Source organism: Microbacterium sp. JZ101 (genome assembly GCF_053903175.1).
The window spans coordinates 612,180-627,566 of the sequence record NZ_CP096400.1 but is presented as its reverse complement, the minus strand read 5'-3'; the positions used below and the strand labels follow the sequence as shown (position 1 = coordinate 627,566).

11 protein-coding genes are annotated in these 15,387 nt (G+C 71.0%); 6 read left to right on the top strand and 5 right to left on the bottom strand.

The window, feature by feature from the left end:
* The first annotated feature begins 72 nt into the window (after positions 1-72).
* Positions 73-348 (top strand): helix-turn-helix domain-containing protein, encoded by a 276-nt coding sequence (locus M1D56_RS02830; protein ID WP_271173157.1) that lies wholly within the window; start codon positions 73-75, stop codon positions 346-348.
* 143 nt (positions 349-491) lie between these two features.
* The gene (locus M1D56_RS02825; RefSeq protein ID WP_455971146.1) at positions 492-1,886 is read left to right on the top strand and encodes a dicarboxylate/amino acid:cation symporter; all 1,395 of its coding nucleotides are present in this window, start codon (positions 492-494) and stop codon (positions 1,884-1,886) included.
* Between the two features lie 71 nt (positions 1,887-1,957).
* On the opposite strand, the gene M1D56_RS02820 is transcribed toward M1D56_RS02825, so the two are convergent.
* Entirely contained in the window at positions 1,958-3,730 is a 1,773-nt protein-coding gene (locus M1D56_RS02820) for a cation:proton antiporter (RefSeq protein ID WP_456284626.1), read from the bottom strand.
* Positions 3,731-3,825: 95 nt separating this feature from the next.
* On the opposite strand from M1D56_RS02820, the gene M1D56_RS02815 reads away from it, so the two are divergent.
* Positions 3,826-5,913: an acyltransferase family protein gene (locus M1D56_RS02815; protein WP_456284625.1), complete on the top strand. Its 2,088-nt coding sequence runs from the start codon at positions 3,826-3,828 to the stop codon at positions 5,911-5,913.
* A gap of 68 nt (positions 5,914-5,981) precedes the next feature.
* On the opposite strand, the gene M1D56_RS02810 is transcribed toward M1D56_RS02815, so the two are convergent.
* Positions 5,982-8,297, bottom strand: a complete 2,316-nt coding sequence (locus M1D56_RS02810; protein WP_456284624.1) for a collagen-binding domain-containing protein — start codon at positions 8,295-8,297, stop codon at positions 5,982-5,984.
* A 251-nt stretch (positions 8,298-8,548) separates the two neighbouring features.
* Here M1D56_RS02810 and M1D56_RS02805 point away from each other — a divergent pair, with 251 nt between their 5' ends.
* A complete protein-coding gene (locus M1D56_RS02805) occupies positions 8,549-9,601 on the top strand; it encodes an LLM class flavin-dependent oxidoreductase (RefSeq protein ID WP_455971141.1) in 1,053 nt (350 codons plus the stop codon).
* A gap of 298 nt (positions 9,602-9,899) precedes the next feature.
* On the opposite strand, the gene pheA is transcribed toward M1D56_RS02805, so the two are convergent.
* On the bottom strand, positions 9,900-10,868 hold the full coding sequence (gene pheA / locus M1D56_RS02800) for a prephenate dehydratase (protein ID WP_282979023.1): 969 nt from the start codon (positions 10,866-10,868) through the stop codon (positions 9,900-9,902).
* Between the two features lie 81 nt (positions 10,869-10,949).
* Between pheA and pgm the strand changes: the two genes are divergently transcribed.
* Positions 10,950-12,593 (top strand): phosphoglucomutase (alpha-D-glucose-1,6-bisphosphate-dependent), encoded by a 1,644-nt coding sequence (gene pgm / locus M1D56_RS02795; RefSeq protein WP_456284623.1) that lies wholly within the window; start codon positions 10,950-10,952, stop codon positions 12,591-12,593.
* Positions 12,594-12,668: 75 nt separating this feature from the next.
* Here the strand turns inward: pgm and M1D56_RS02790 are convergent, their stop codons facing one another.
* Positions 12,669-13,511 (bottom strand): alpha/beta fold hydrolase, encoded by an 843-nt coding sequence (locus M1D56_RS02790; RefSeq protein ID WP_456284622.1) that lies wholly within the window; start codon positions 13,509-13,511, stop codon positions 12,669-12,671.
* A 92-nt stretch (positions 13,512-13,603) separates the two neighbouring features.
* Between M1D56_RS02790 and M1D56_RS02785 the strand changes: the two genes are divergently transcribed.
* Positions 13,604-14,167, top strand: a complete 564-nt coding sequence (locus tag M1D56_RS02785; protein WP_271173172.1) for a TetR/AcrR family transcriptional regulator — start codon at positions 13,604-13,606, stop codon at positions 14,165-14,167.
* Positions 14,168-14,173: 6 nt separating this feature from the next.
* Here the strand turns inward: M1D56_RS02785 and M1D56_RS02780 are convergent, their stop codons facing one another.
* Positions 14,174-15,319 carry an AI-2E family transporter gene (locus tag M1D56_RS02780; RefSeq protein WP_456284621.1) on the bottom strand — a complete coding sequence of 382 codons (1,146 nt, stop codon included), beginning with the start codon at positions 15,317-15,319 and terminating at the stop codon, positions 14,174-14,176.
* Positions 15,320-15,387 lie beyond the last annotated feature (68 nt).

The window sequence follows — 15,387 nt, the reverse complement described above, 5'->3', positions numbered from 1 at the left end:
TGTGCATGAGTGTACTTGTACCCGGTACCTCCGACCCTGGCGCGAGATACCGGTGCCGACAACGCTTGTCTGGTGCCCCGCGTGTCCTCCGCTGCCGCCGCCTACGTGGGCGAGCGCATCGCCGAGATCCGCCGGCGGCAGACGAAGACGCAGGACCAGCTGGCCGTCGAGGCGAACATCGACTCGTCGAACATCCGCAGCTACGAGAGCGGCCGGTCGATGATGAACATCCACTCGCTCGTGCGCATCGCGGCGGCCCTCGGCGTCGAGCCGGGCGACCTCATCGACGGACTCACTCCGGAGATGTTCACGACCCCGAGGTCAGACGCCCGCCGCAGCGCGGTCTGACCGTCGCGCCCCGCGCCATCCACCGTCCCCGACACATGTCGTCACGTGACGACTTCCTGCGCCTCATCGGCCCTTCACCTATTCAGGCGGATTTAAAGTAGACCCTCGTGCCGGGTGGGAGATCCCCGCCGCCACAGGAGATCATGAGCAGCAGCAGCACCGCGTCGGCGCGCCCCGTCAAGGCGAAGCGCCCCTTCTACACCTCGTTCGGCTTCCAGATCATCGCCGCCCTCGTCGTCGGCATCGTGCTCGGCCTCGTCGGCCGCTCGATCGGCGCGAGTGCAGACGGCGAGCCGAACCCGCTCGCCGCGACCCTCGACACGATCGGCAGCTCGTACGTCACGATCCTGCGCACCGCCGTCGTGCCGCTCGTCTTCACGGCGATCGTCGCGAGCATCTCCAACCTGCGTCGCGTGCAGAACGCCGCGCGCCTCGCGGGCCAGACCATCCTCTGGTTCGCCATCACGGCCTTCATCGCCGTGGTCATCGGCATCGGCCTCGGCCTCCTGCTCCAGCCGGGCAACCGCGCGGGCGCGGGCCTGGAGACCTCCGAGCCGTCGCGCGTCGGCTCGTGGTGGGACTTCCTCCTCGGCCTCATCCCGCAGAACTTCCTCGGTCTGAGCGTCTCGACGTACGCCGCCGAGGACGGCGCTCTCACCTCGAGCGTCAACTTCAACATCCTGCAGATCATCGTGGTCGCCGCTGTCGTCGGCGCCGCCGCGCTGCGCGCCGGCCGCAAGGCCGAGCCGTTCCTCGTCTTCACCGAGTCGCTGCTGAAGGTCATCCAGCGCGTCGTGTGGTGGATCATCCGCATCGCCCCGATCGGCACGCTCGGCCTCATCGGCAACGCGGTCATCGAGTACGGCTGGGAGCGCCTGACGTCGCTCGCGTGGTTCGCCCTCGCGATCTACATCGGCCTCGCCCTCGTCCTCTTCGTCGTGTATCCGATCCTCGTGAAGACGCACGGCCTCTCGATCAAGCAGTTCTTCACGGGCGTGTGGCCTGCCGTCCAGCTCGGCTTCGTCAGCCGCTCGTCGATCGGCACCCTGCCGCTCACGCAGCGCGTCGCCGAGCGAAACTTCGGCGTTCCGCGCGAGTACGCATCGTTCGCGGTCCCGTTCGGCTCCACGACCAAGATGGATGGCTGCGCCGCGATCTACCCCGCGATCGCCGCGATCTTCGTCGCGCAGTTCTTCGACATCCAGCTCACGCTGATCCAGTACCTGCTCATCGTCGTGGTCTCGGTGGTCGGATCCGCCGCGACCGCGGGCACGACCGGCGCGACCGTCATGCTCACGCTGACGCTCTCGACGCTCGGCCTGCCCCTCGAGGGCGTCGGCCTGCTGCTCGCCATCGACCCGATCCTCGACATGGGCCGCACGGCGGTCAACGTCGCGGGCCAGGCGCTCGTCCCCGCGATCGTCGCGAAGCGCGAAGGGATCCTCGACGAGGAGCTCTACGACGCCGAGCGCGCGGGCCTGCCGTTCATCGACGAGTCCGAGCGCGAGGACGCCGAGCCCGTCGGCGCCAAGGCCTGATCGCCTGATCTCCGCACGAAGGCGGCCATCCGATCGGATGGCCGCCTTCGTCGTCCTCGGATGGTCGCGCCTCAGCGGGTCGGCGGCCGCAGGTTCCCGCGGGTGTCGAGCGCGAGCTCCTCGGCGTCCATGGCGGTGATCAGCTCGCGCATGACCTCCTCGCTGAGGTTGCCGCGATCGCGCTCCTCGAGCAGCACCTGACGGCGCACCTCGAGCCACCCCTTCGACAGGTCGCGCACGCTCTCATAGCTGGGGCGCTTGAGGATCGGCGGGGCCCCCTCCGCGCGCTCGAGCGCCCGCTCGGCCTTATCGGCGTTCTTCTCGACCCGCAGCAGCGACCGGGCGACCTTGTTGAACTTGTCGATCGAGTCGTCGCCGTACAGCTCCGCCCACTCCTGCTGCTTGACGCGCAGGTACTCGCGCCCGGCCTCGGCGCTGCGCCGGCGGATGGCCTCGAGCTGGCGGGCATCGGCGGCGCGCTCGGCGTCGGCGTTCACGCCGAGCGCCTTGATCAGCGGCGCGAGCGTGAGGCCCTGCAGCAGCAGCGTCCCGACCGTGACGACGAACGCGCACACGATGAGCACCTCGACGTTCCCGTGCGACATCCCGCCCTCGGTGAGGTCGGGCAAGGCCGCCGCCATCGCGAGAGTCACGACGCCGCGCATGCCGGCCCACGAGACGACCGCCCGCTCCTGCACCGACATCGGGGGCTCGATGATCCGCTGGCGGATGGTCTTCTCGGTCACGGGGCGACCGTGCCGCTCGAGGCGCTCGCGCTGCCGGCGGACCATCCGCGCCCGCGGGCTGTCGGGGTTCGCGCGGAACTCCTCGGCCGCGTGCTTCCACCGCAGCAGGCGGAGCCGCTGCCACATCTGACCCCACGCATAGCTCGCGTACACGAACACCGGGCGCACGAGCAGGACCACGACGAGCACGGCGAGCGCGAGCACGAGCGTCTGCACGCCCGAGACGCCGCCCAGCTCGCGCACGACGTCGGGCAGCTGGAGGCCGATGTACGCGAAGACGAAGCTCTCGAGGAGGAAGTCCATCGACGACCACAGCGGGCCATCCTGCTGCCGCGTGACATACCGCGTCTTCGGCGCGTTGAAGCCGACGTACAGCCCCATCGCGACGACCGCGAGGACGCCCGATCCGTGCAGCTGCTCGGCGACCGCGTAGGCGCCGAACGGCACGAGGAGGCCGACGGTCCCCGTCACGACCGGGTCGCTGATCCGCAGGCGCAGCTGGTGCAGCACGATGCCGAACACGAGGCCGACCGCGACGCCGACGACCACCGCGAGCGCGAACTCGACGACGCCATCCCACACCGTCACGGTCGCTCCCGCGACGATGGCCGCGAAGACGCGCACGAGCGTGAGCGACGTCGCGTCGTTGATGAGGCTCTCACCCGACATCACGGTCATCACGCGGCGCGGCAGCCCGAGCTTCCGGGCGATCGCGGCCGCCGACACGGCGTCGGGCGGCCCGACGATCGCGCCGAGCAGCAGCGCGCCCGCGATCGTGAGCTCGGGCATGATGAGCCACGCCACGAGACCGACGGCCGCGGCCGTCACGACGACGAGGCCGACGCCGAGACGGCGGATGTGCGGAAGCGATCGCTTGAAGCTCACGAACGACACCTCGAGCGCGGCCGAGTAGAGCAGCGGGGGCAGGGTGAGGTTGAGCAGCAGGTGACCGTCGATCTCGACCGTCGGCACGAACGGCAGCAGCGAGGCCGCGAGCGCGACCGCGGTCACGACCAGCGGCGCCGGCCATCCTCGCCATCGGGCGAAAGCCGCGACCGCGACGGAACAGACGAGAATCACGAACACCTCGACGCCCATACTCCCGAGGCTATCTCCCCGCGTGCGAACACCCCGGGCAGAGCCGGCCCGCGCTTGCCGGACTTCCTCGGCTCGACGTCGTATGGTCTCTCGCGATGCAGACGACAGCCGCCCCCGACACGCGCGTGCCCGCGACCGGCCAGCCCGCGCGGCGCGGCACCTGGCGCACCGACATCCAGGGGCTCCGCGCGATCGCGGTCGGGCTCGTCGTCCTCGCGCACGCGGGCGTGCCGCGCCTCGACGGCGGCTTCATCGGCGTCGACGTGTTCTTCGTGATCTCGGGCTACCTCATCACGGGCCTTCTCCTGCGCGAGCACGAGCGCACGGGTCGGATCAGCATCGCCGACTTCTATGTGCGGCGCGCGCGGCGCATCCTCCCCGCGGCGACCGTCGTCATCCTCGCAGTGCTCGCGGCCGCGGCCGCGCTCCTGCCCACGACCCAGGTCGCGCAGACGACGTCAGACGCGCGGTGGTCGGCGGTCTTCCTCGCGAACGCGCACCTCGCGGCGCAGGGCACGGACTACTTCTCCTCGAGCGAGCCGTCGCTCCTGCAGCACTACTGGTCGCTCGCGGTCGAGGAGCAGTTCTACCTCGTCTGGCCGCTGCTCGCGATGCTCGTCCTCACACGTCTGTCGCGGCGGGCGTTCACGATCGCGGCGGCCGCGGTGTTCGCGGGCTCGCTCGCCTGGTCGCTCCTCTACACGGCCTCCTCCCCCGCGGCGGCCTACTTCAACACCCCGGCTCGCGCGTACGAGCTCGCCGCGGGCGCTCTGCTCGCGTGCGTGCTGCCCGCCACCCTCCGCGCACCGTGGCGCGCCCTCACGAGCCTGCTCGGCGCCATCCTCATCGCCGTCGCGGCGGTCGCGTTCGACGCCGGCTCCGCGTTCCCGGGATGGCAGGCCCTCGTGCCGACGATCGGCACTGTGCTGCTGCTCGCCTCGGGTCCGCACTGCCTCGTCGGGCGCCTGCTGTCGCTGCGCCCCCTGCGATGGATCGGCGATGTGTCGTTCTCGCTCTACCTCTGGCACTGGCCCGCGATCCTGCTCGTGCCGGCCATCCTTCCCGACGGAACGCCGCCTCTCGCGTCGGGGGCGCTCGCGGTGGGCGTCGCCGTGGCTCTCTCGGCCGTCAGCTACCACCTCGTCGAGGTGCCGTTCCATCACCGGCGCATCCCGTTCATCTCGCAGGGGCGACGCGCGCTCGCTCTCTGGCCCGCCTCCGTCGCCGTCGTGCTCGTCGGCGCGCTCGCGGCGACGGCTCTGGCCGACTACCGCGACCAGGCCGCGGACCGCGCGGCGGCCGCGTGGTTCGAGAGCGGCGAGACGAGCGGCTTCACCCAGCTCGGCGGCACCCCCGACGTGGCGTGGGAGCTGGAGACCGCGCTCCGCCTCGCCGAGGAGGGCGCGCCCATCCCTCCGTCCATCGACGGCTCGGCGCTCACGAAGGACAACTGGGGTGCGGTCGGCGAGGGATGCTTCGCGACGGATGGCCAGAGGAGCGCCCCCGAGTGCGTCTTCGGCGACGAGAGCGCCGACCGCGTCATCGCCCTCGTCGGCGACTCGCACGCGGCGATGTGGCTGCCGGCGTTCGACGAGATCGGCCGCGAGCGCGGCTACCAGGTGCGGATGTTCGCGAAGCTCGCGTGCGCGCACTACCCCGTCTACCAGGCGGCCAAGGCGATGACGCAGGAGGAGTGCGACGCGTTCCGCAGCTGGACGAGCGCGGAGCTCGCCGAGCTGCGACCAGACACGATCTTCACGACCGCGCGCGGCATGCTCTTCCTGCAGGATGGCCGCGGAGGGGTGAGCGCGCGCGACCAGTGGTCCGCCGCGGTCGAGGCGTCGGTCGCCGAGCTCGCCGGCGTGACCGATGACATCCGCGTGCTCGGCGACGTGCCCACGCGCCCCGGCCCTGCCGAGTGCCTGACCGCACCCGGCGCCACGCAGGCCTCGTGCATCTCGGCGCCGGGCGGTCTCGAGTACGACAGCAACGCGCTCACGAAGGCCGCCGTGGAGGCCGCCGACGTCGGCGCCGAGTACATCGACGTCGTCGGGTACGCCTGCCTCGACGGACGCTGCCCGCTCGTCGTCGACGAGTACCCGGTCTACGAGGACGACAGCCACCTGTCGACGCCCTGGGTCCGCCACATCGCCCCGCGCGTCGCGGACGACTGGGGACTGTAGGGCGGTAACGAGAGGATGCCGCGCCCGAGGCGGGCGCGGCATCCTGAACGAGCGTCCGGTCTGCTGAGTCAGACCCGGTTCGTGCGACGACGCAGGGCGATGATCGCGGCACCGCCGAGCAGCAGCGCGACGGCGAGCGCCACCGCGCTCGGAGCGATGTCCGCTCCGGTCGGGGTGAGCGCACCGCTGTCGGAGTCGCTGACGCCCGAATCGGCTGCGGCATCGGCCGCGGCCGACGCTAAGGCATCCGTGCCCGCGCCCTCGCCGCTGTCCGCTGTCGCATCCGCGTCGGCCGTCGCGCCCGCCGCCGTGTCAACGGCCGCGCCCGCGTTCGCGTCGGTATTCGCGTCGGCTGTCGCATCAACGTCCGCAGACGCCGTCGCATCGACATCCGACGTCGCATTCGTCCCGGCGTTTGCGCCAACGTCGCTGTGCGCATCCGAGTTCGCGTTCACGTTCGCGTCGGCATTCGCGTCGGTGTGAGTTCCCGCGTCCGCCGTTGCGTCGGTGTCGGCCGTCGCGTTCGCTCCCGTTGCGGTATCCGCATCAGCGGTCGCGCCCGCCCCTGCCGCCGCGTCAGCGTCCGTGTCGGCTGTCGCATCAGCATCCGCAGCCGCCGCAGCAGCGACATCCGCCGCCGCGTTCATCCCTGCGTTTGCGCCAACGTCGCTGTCCGTATCCGCGTTCGCGTTCGCCTCGGCATGGGTTCCCGCGTCCGCTGTGGCGTTCGCGTCGGCGGTCGCACCGGCGTCCGTGTCCGCACCCGCGTCAGCAGTGGCGTCAGCCTGCGTGTCCGCCGTTGCGGCGACGTCCGACGCGGCGTCGACATCCGACGTCGCGTCGACATCCGACGTCGCTTCAGCGTCAACATCCGCAGCCGCGGAAGCATCGACATCCGACGTCGCGGAAGCACCGGCATCCGCCCCTGCGGCGGCATCGGCATCCGCCGTCGCATCCGCTTCGACGTCCGACGCCCCTTCAGCGTCAACGTCCGCACCTGAAGACGCATCTGCGTCTGCTGTCGCACCAGCGTCGGCATCCGCACCCGCGGCGGCATCGGCATCCGCCGTCAGGTCTGCATCAACGTCCGCACCCGAAGACGCATCCGCGTCCGCTGAGGCCTCCACGTCCGCATCCGCGTCGAGATCCGAGCCCGCGGCGGCATCGGCGTCCGCCGTCGCGCCTGCGTCATTGTCCGCACCCGAAGACGCATCCGCATCGGCGTCAGCGTCGACATCCGCGTCAGCGTCGACATCCGCAGCCGCGGAAGCATCCGCAGCCGCCGTCGTGTCAGCATCGGCGTCCGTCCCGGGCCCCGACTCGCACGGGATCTGCCCCTGGAAAAGATAATGATGCAGTTCGCCGCCGCCCTGCGACGTGAACGATCCGGTGACCCACTGCCCGTTGTGCGTGCGACTGCCCGTGAACGTGACGTCCGCATTCGGGGCGAAGACCGCTCCGTACTCGAGTCCGTCGATGATCAGCTGCCCCGTGACCGATGACGCGTCGATGAGGATGTACGACGATCGTGCCTGGTCGTTCCATCCCTCGATGTTGATCGGGCCGATCGTCGTCGTGCTCGGCGCGACGCGGACGACCAGGGGTGCCTGCGCGGTCGGCTCGTAGCCCGCGAAACCGTCGCGCTTGACGATGAGGCCTTCGATGTCCTCGTAATCGATGACATTCGGACGGTCGACGGCGAAGCCGGTCGGGTACGCCATCCCACCCTGCACGTTCGGGTCGACGTGATTGACGCGGTCGGTCTCATACGTGTCGGCCATGCAAGCAGCGGCCGCGCCGTACGAGGGCACGTCGAGATAGGCGGCGACGGATGCCTGCTCGGTCTCGACAGCGGCGAGCGCGACCGACGAGTAGGGCAGCTTCTCGAGGTCGAGGATGGCGCCGCTGTCTGTCGTGAGGCGCGTCCAGTCGCTGCCGCGCGGCGCTGCGGTGAGGTTCGACGTATCGACGAGCTTCGCAATCGCCTCGCTCTCGGGCGTCCCGTCGACCGACCCCCGGTTGGTGACGGCCATCCCTCGGCCCGCGCCGCCGACGTACGAGCCCGCGAGCAGGCGCACCGGCTCGCCGTCGATAACGGGCACCGTGTACGTGGACTGGCCCGCTGCCTGGTGGATCAGGGGGTAGTTGTCCCTGGTCGTCGACAGCGCGCCGCCGACGGCGATCGAGCCTTCGAGCTCCCCGTTGCCGAGAGACGCGTCGTGGTGCGCGTAGATCGTGAACGCACCGCTCCCCTCGAACGGGTTGATGTACTCGACGGCCGCGTTGGCGGGTGCGGCGACAGCCGCCCCTCCGAAGACCACGAGAGCCGAGATCGCTCCCGCCGCGATGAGCCGACGCGGCGCGCCGGCAGGGCTGTTCCCCATATGAGTCCTCCCCAGAACTGTTTCTGCGCAGGCAGAATCCGAGAAGGACGGCGGATCGCAGGGACCGCCACGTATGGCCCTCCCCAGACCCATACCGGCTCGGTCGACCGCCCCAGACGGTTTCCTCGACCGGGCGCAACGCTAGCAGGCGCTCCATGTGAGCGCTCTCAGCGTGCGCGGCGCCGTGGGCAGCACGGCGGTTCTCGGCGTGCAGAGGAATACGCTCGCCCGCGGCGCGGTTGCTTCGAGCGATGTCCGACGCACCCGCTCCCGCTCTGTCCATCCTCGATCTCGTCTCGGTCCGCACGGGGCAGTCCAGCTCCCAGGCGATCGCCGCCTCGCTGCAGATGGCGCAGCGCGCCGATGAGCTCGGCTACCGCCGGTACTGGTTCGCAGAGCACCACAACATGCCCGCGGTCGCGTCGACCACGCCGCCCGTGCTCATCGCGGCGGCGGCCGCGCGCACCGCGCGCATCCGCATCGGGTCGGGCGGCGTCATGCTGCCGAACCATGCGCCGCTCATCGTCGCCGAACAGTTCGCGGCCCTCGAGGCGCTCGCTCCCGGGCGCATCGACCTCGGCCTCGGCCGCGCACCGGGCAGCGACCCGGTCATCACGCAGCTCCTGCGCCGCTCGGGCACGACGAGCGAGGCGGAGCGGTTCCCCGACCATGTGACCGACATCCTCGCGATCATGAGCCCGGAGGGCGCGACCGTGCGCTTCACCTCGGGCGGCGAGTACGCCGTGCACGCGACGCCGGCCGCGACCGGCGCTCCGGAGGTGTGGCTGCTCGGCTCGAGCGACTACTCCGCGCAGCTGGCCGCGAGCTTCGGACTGCCCTACGTCTTCGCCAACCACTTCGCGGGCGACGGACTCGAGCGCGCGATGGCCCTCTACCGCAGCCAGTTCAAGCCGAGCGCGTGGCTGGACGCACCGAAGTCGTTCGTCACGGCCAACGTCGTCGTCGCGGAAACGCCGGAGGAGGCCGAGCGGCGCGCACTCCCCCAGCTGCGCCAGTTCGCACGCCTCCGCACGAACAAGCCCATGCGCCCGATCGAGACGATCGACGAGGCGCTCGCGGCGCCATCCGATGCGCTCGAGGAGTCGTTCATCCAGCAGTCACGCTCGCGCTGGTTCGTCGGCACGCCCGACACCGTGGCCGCCGAGCTGCGCGCGTTCGCGGCTCAGCACGGTGTCGACGAGATCATGATCTCGCCCGCCGCCGGGTCGTACGACGCCGACCCGCTGGACGCGGCGCCCGGGCGCCTCCAGACGGTCGAGCTGCTCGCTGCCGCGCTGGCCTGAACGGTCGCCCACCCGCCCAGGTCGCAGAAACCGTCCCCCGAAGGCCCCGGAAGGCCGCAAACTGCGACCCGGACAACCAGCCCCAGCCGGCCACCCGCCCAGGTCGCACAAACCGTCCTCCGGAGGCCCCGGGAGGCCGCGAACTGCGACCCGGACAGCCGGCCATCCGCCCAGGTCGCAGAAACCGTCCTCCGGAGGCCCCGGAAGGCCGCAAACTGCGACCCGGACAGCCAGCCCCGACGACCTGAACGGCCAGCCCCAACAGCCCCGAACGATCGGGACGGCCGAGAACGGAGGGCTACGCCTCGGGCTCGCCGGCGAGGAGGCCGCGGAGCCAGTCGCGCGCCTCGACGAACGCCTCGTCCCCATAGCGCTGCGGGTAATGGACGACCTGGCGATCGGCGCGCGGATACGAGCCGAGGAACACCACGTTCGGGCTGAAGCGCCGCAGGCCCATCAGCGCGTCGGCCATCCGCTCGTCGAAGACGTGCCCGTCGGCGTCGATGACGAAGCGGTACCGCCCGAGGGCGTCGCCGATCGGGCGCGACTCGAGCAGGCTCAGGTTGATCCCGCGTGTCGAGAACTGCTCGAGCAGCTCGAGCAGAGCTCCTGGCTCGTCCTTCGGCAGCTCGGCGACGAGCGACGTCTTGTCGGCTCCGGTGGGCGCGGCCGGCGCGACCGTGCGCGTGACGAGCACGAAGCGCGTGACGGCCTCGGGGTTGTCGCCGATGTCCTTCGCGAGCACCTCGACGTCGTGGTGCTCGGCGACGCCCGGCGCGACGATCGCGACCTGCGCGGGCAGCGAGCCGTCGAGCATCCCCACGGCGCTCGCCACATTGCTCGACGCGACGACGTGCTCGTGATCGGGGATGTTCTCGGCCAGCCATCCGAGGCACTGCGCGTAGGCGACCGGATGGCCCGCGACGCCGACCGGCTTCTGCGCGCGGATGTCGTCGAGAGACGCCCCGGGATGCGCGACGAGCCAGAAGCGCACGGGCACGAGGTACTCGCCGACGATCCGGAGCCCGGGGATGGTCGCGAGAGCGTCCTGCGCGCTCGAGACGCCGCCCTCGATCGAGTTCTCGATCGCGATCATGGCGGCGTCGCTGCGTCCCGAGACGACGTCGGCGAGCGCCTGCCCGACGTTGCTCACCGGGCGCCAGATCTGGCCGCGCGCCTCGGGGACCTGCGCGAGCGCGGCCTCGGTGAAGGTGCCGGCAGGCCCCAGATAGCTGTACGTCCGGCGTTCGGGGGCATCCGTCGACATGACGATCAGCCTAGACGGCTCTGCGACGACTCCGAGACGAAGAACTGTGCACGGAGGGCCTCGACCGGGCAGACTTGCCCTATGACGAGCCGTGCCGGACTCCCCGCTGAAGCATCCGACCTCATCGACGTCGATGAGCTGATCTCCGCCTACTACGACCGCGCACCCGATCCCTCGATCCCTGCGCAGCAGGTCGCGTTCGGCACGAGCGGCCATCGCGGCTCGAGCCTCTCGACGAGCTTCAACGAGAACCACATCCTCGCGACGACCCAGGCCATCGTCGACTACCGCAACGAGCAGGGCATCGCCGGCCCGCTCTTCCTCGGGCGCGACACCCACGGCCTGTCGCTGCCCGCCGAGCGGAGCGCGATCGAGGTGCTCGTCGCGAACGGCGTCGACGTGCGCGTCGACGCGCGCGACTCGTGGGTGCCGACCCCTGCGCTCAGCCACGCCATCCTCGCGTACAACCGCGGCCGCGCCGCCGACGACCCGGGCCGCGCCGACGGCATCGTCGTGACGCCGAGCCACAACCCGCCGGCCGACGGCGGCTTCAAGTACAACCCGCCGCACGGCGGCCCCGCCGACACCGATGCGACCGGCTGGATCGCCGACCGGGCGAACGCGCTCATCGCGAGCGGCCTCGACGCCGTCAAGCGCGTCAAGCACGCCGACATCGACCTCGACTCGCTCGGCCAGTACGACTTCCGCGAGGCGTACGTGCGCGACCTCTCGACGATCATCGACGTCGAGGCCATCCGCAAGGCAGGCGTCCGCATCGGCGCCGACCCGCTCGGCGGCGCATCCGTCGAGTACTGGGCGCTCATCGCCGAGATGCACGGCCTCGACCTCACCGTCGTGAACCCCGACGTCGACCCGACCTGGAAGTTCATGACGCTCGACTGGGACGAGAAGATCCGGATGGATCCGTCGTCGCCGTCGGCCATGGCCTCGCTCGTCGCACGTCGCGACGAGTACGACATCCTCACGGGCAACGACGCCGATGCCGATCGGCACGGCATCGTCACGCCCGACGCGGGGCTCATGAACCCCAACCACTACCTCGCCGTCGCGATCGACTACCTGTTCTCGCATCGTCCCGGATGGTCGCCGGACGCGGCCGTCGGCAAGACGCTCGTCTCGTCGATGATGATCGACAAGGTGACCGCGGCGCTCGGGCGTCGCCTGCTCGAGGTGCCCGTCGGCTTCAAGTGGTTCGTCCCGGGCCTCCTCGACGGCTCGGTCGCGTTCGGCGGCGAGGAGTCGGCGGGCGCGTCGTTCCTCCGCATGGACGGCTCGGTCTGGACGACCGACAAGGACGGCATCCTCCTGTGCCTGCTCGCGGCCGAGATCCTCGCCGTCACGGGCAAGACGCCCTCGCAGCGCTACGCGGAGCTCGAGGCCGAGCACGGCTCGTCGGCCTACCAGCGCGTCGACGCCCCGGCCACCCCCGAGCAGAAGTCCGCCCTCAAGGCGCTCTCCCCCGACGACGTCTCGGCGTCCGAGCTCGCGGGCGAGCCGATCACGGCCAAGCTCTCGCACGCTCCCGGCAACGACGCGGCGATCGGCGGCCTCAAGGTGCAGACGGAGCACGCGTGGTTCGCCGCCCGCCCGTCGGGCACCGAGGACGTCTACAAGCTCTACGCCGAGTCGCTCAAGGGCGAGGAGCACCTCCGCCAGGTGCAGGAGGAGGCGCGCGCGGTCGTGACCGCGGCCCTCGGCGGCTGAGGCACCGCGCGAGACGACGGCACCGCACGCGACGACGGCCCGCCCCGATCGGGGCGGGCCGTCGTCGCGTGCGGGCTACTTCGCGAGGAAGTCCTTGAGCGCCGCGTTGACCTCGTCGGCGTGCGTCCAGAGCAGGCCGTGCGGAGCGCCCTCGACCTCGACGTAGTCCGCCTCGGGGACGGCCTCGTGGAACCGGCGGGCGGTCGCGTCGATCGGGAGGATCTGATCCTTCGTGCCGTGCAGGATGAGCGTCGGCTTGCCGGCGGCGCGGACGGCCTCGACGTCGCCGCGGAAGTCCTCGATCCACGCGGGCACGACCGCGTAGGCCGCGACCGGAGCGCTGCCGATCGCGACGTTCCAGCTGGCGGTCACGGCCTCCTGGCTGATCCGGGATCCGAGGTTCTCGTCGAGGTTGTAGAAGTCGCGGTAGAACTGCGTGAACCACGCGAAGCGGTCGCCCTTCGCGGCGGCCGCGATCCCGTCGAACACGTCCTGCGGAACACCCTCGGGGTTGTCGTCGCGGGCGACGAGGAACGGCTCGAGCGACGCGAGGAACGCGAGCTTCGCGACGCGCTCGTGCCCGTAGCGGGCCACGTAGCGCGCGAGCTCGCCCGTGCCCATCGAGAAGCCCACGAGCACGACGTCGCGCAGGTCGAGCGTCTCGAGCACCGTGTTCAGGTCGGCGGCGAAGGTGTCGTAGTCGTAGCCCGCCTCGACCTTCGACGACTGGCCGAACCCTCGGCGGTCGTAGGTGATGACGCGATAGCCCTGCGCGAGCAGCTCGCGCGTCTGCCGCTCCCAGCTGTGCCCGTTCAGGGGGTAGCCGTGGATGAGCACGACCGGCTGCCCGGACCCGTGGTCCTCGTAGTACAGCTCGACCGGGGTGCTGTTCTCGTCGCCGACGGTGATGTAGCCCATGATCTCTTCCTCTCGATCCCCGAGAACGGTCGTTCTCGCTGGTGAGGTCCACGCTAGAGAACGATCGTTCTCGTGTCAAGTAGACTGGGCGCATGACCGAGGAAGAAGCACGCGAGCGCATCCTCGCCGCGGCCGAGGAGCTCTACTACCGCAAGGGATACGCGGCCGTCGGCATGGACGAGCTGCGCTCGGCGGCCGGCGTGTCGCTGCGTCGCCTGTACGCGCTCTTCCCCGCCAAGAACGACATCGTCGCGGCCGTGCTCGACCGTCGGCATCGCCAGTGGGAGTCGGCGCTCGACGGGGCGATCGCCGCCGCCGGCGACGATCCGCGCGAGCGCCTGCTCGCGGTCTACCGCTATCTCGAGGACTGGTTCTGCACGGGGGACTTCCGGGGCTGCGCGTTCATCAACGCCTTCGGCGAGCTCGGCGGAACGCATCCCGAGGTCGCCCGCATCGTCCGCGAGCACAAGGCGTCGTTCCAGGAGCACATGGCGGCGCTCGTGGCGGCGTCGGGCGCCCCCGCCGCCCTCGCGGCGCAGCTCTCGATCCTCGCGGAGGGCGCGCAGAGCACGGCCGCCATCTCGGGCGACCCGCAGGTCGCGGCTCAGGCGCGCGCTGCGGCCGAGGTGCTCATCGACGCCGCGACGGCGCGCTGAGCGCGCTCACGCCCGCGCGCCGACCCTCCGGTCCTTCCGCCTCGCCCAGCGCGCGGGCGTGGCCGGTCCGTCCCAGACCTGCACGATGCCCCACACCACGGCGGCAAACGGCGCGGCGAGGATCGCGCCGAGGATGCCGCCCAGCACGGTTCCGATGGCCAGTGCGATCAGGACGACGAGCGAGTGCAGCTTGAGCGCCCGCCCCATGAGGATGGGCTGGAGCAGGTTGCCCTCGAGCTGGTTCACGACGACGACGATCGCGATGACGATGACCGCGACGATGGGGCCGTTCGCCACGAGCGCCACGAGCGAGGCGAGGATGCCCGCGACCGTCGCGCCGACGATGGGGATGAACGCGAGGAGGAACACGAGGATCGTCAGCGGGAAGGCGAGCGGCACGCCGAGCACGAAGAGCCCGATTCCGATGCCGATCGCGTCCACCGCGGCGACGGCCGCCGTTCCGCGCACGTAGGCGCCGAACGTGTCCACCGACTTGGCTCCCGCGCGCTGCACGCGCGCGTACCACTCGCCCTCGAACGGCCGCGTGAGGAAGGACCAGATCTGCGGGCCGTCCTTGAGGAAGAAGAACAGCACGACGACCATGAGCACGAAGCCCGTCACGAAGTTCGCGACGGCGCCGACCCCGGCGACCGCGCCAGAGCCGAACTGCGCGCTCGTGAAGAAGTCGGTCACCGACGCGATCCACTCGTCGATCTGCGCCTGGTCTGGCGCGAACGGCAGCGTGTTGACCCACGCGACCACCTGGAGGAAGCCCTCCTGCGCCTGCGCGTACAGCTCGCTCCACTGGCTGCGCACGGCCGAGACCATGGCCCATCCGAGTCCGCCGATGACGAGCACGATCGCGAGGAGCACGATCGCCGTCGAGAACGACGGCCCGAGCCGCGGCCGCAGCCACCCCATGAGGGGCTCGAACGCGCACGCGAAGATCAGCGCGAGGAGCACGGGGATGACGACGACCGACAGCGTCTGCGACGCGTAGACGAGCCCCGCGGCGAGGATGACCACCGCAATGATCTGCACCGCGCGCGTCGCGAGCGCGCCGAACCCGTCGGACCACAGCCGGCGCGGCGTGCGGCCGTCGGCCACGACCGGCGCGGGCGCCGGCGCCTGAGGCGTGCGTCGTCTGAACATCGTGCTCCCCCTGTCGTCGCGAACGCGTCGTCACCATCCTGCCGGACGCCGCGCGCGAGTCCCGGGAG

Bases quoted from the DNA above. Each gene is read 5' to 3' on its own strand.
- M1D56_RS02810 (WP_456284624.1), bottom strand. From the start codon at position 8,297: ATGGGGAACAGCCCTGCCGGCGCGCCGCGTCGGCTCATCGCGGCGGGA.
- M1D56_RS02825 (WP_455971146.1), top strand. From the start codon at position 492: ATGAGCAGCAGCAGCACCGCGTCGGCGCGCCCCGTCAAGGCGAAGCGC.
- pheA (WP_282979023.1), bottom strand. From the start codon at position 10,868: ATGTCGACGGATGCCCCCGAACGCCGGACGTACAGCTATCTGGGGCCT.
- pgm (WP_456284623.1), top strand. From the start codon at position 10,950: ATGACGAGCCGTGCCGGACTCCCCGCTGAAGCATCCGACCTCATCGAC.
- M1D56_RS02815 (WP_456284625.1), top strand. From the start codon at position 3,826: ATGCAGACGACAGCCGCCCCCGACACGCGCGTGCCCGCGACCGGCCAG.
- M1D56_RS02805 (WP_455971141.1), top strand. From the start codon at position 8,549: ATGTCCGACGCACCCGCTCCCGCTCTGTCCATCCTCGATCTCGTCTCG.
- M1D56_RS02785 (WP_271173172.1), top strand. From the start codon at position 13,604: ATGACCGAGGAAGAAGCACGCGAGCGCATCCTCGCCGCGGCCGAGGAG.
- M1D56_RS02820 (WP_456284626.1), bottom strand. From the start codon at position 3,730: ATGGGCGTCGAGGTGTTCGTGATTCTCGTCTGTTCCGTCGCGGTCGCG.
- M1D56_RS02790 (WP_456284622.1), bottom strand. From the start codon at position 13,511: ATGGGCTACATCACCGTCGGCGACGAGAACAGCACCCCGGTCGAGCTG.
- M1D56_RS02780 (WP_456284621.1), bottom strand. From the start codon at position 15,319: ATGTTCAGACGACGCACGCCTCAGGCGCCGGCGCCCGCGCCGGTCGTG.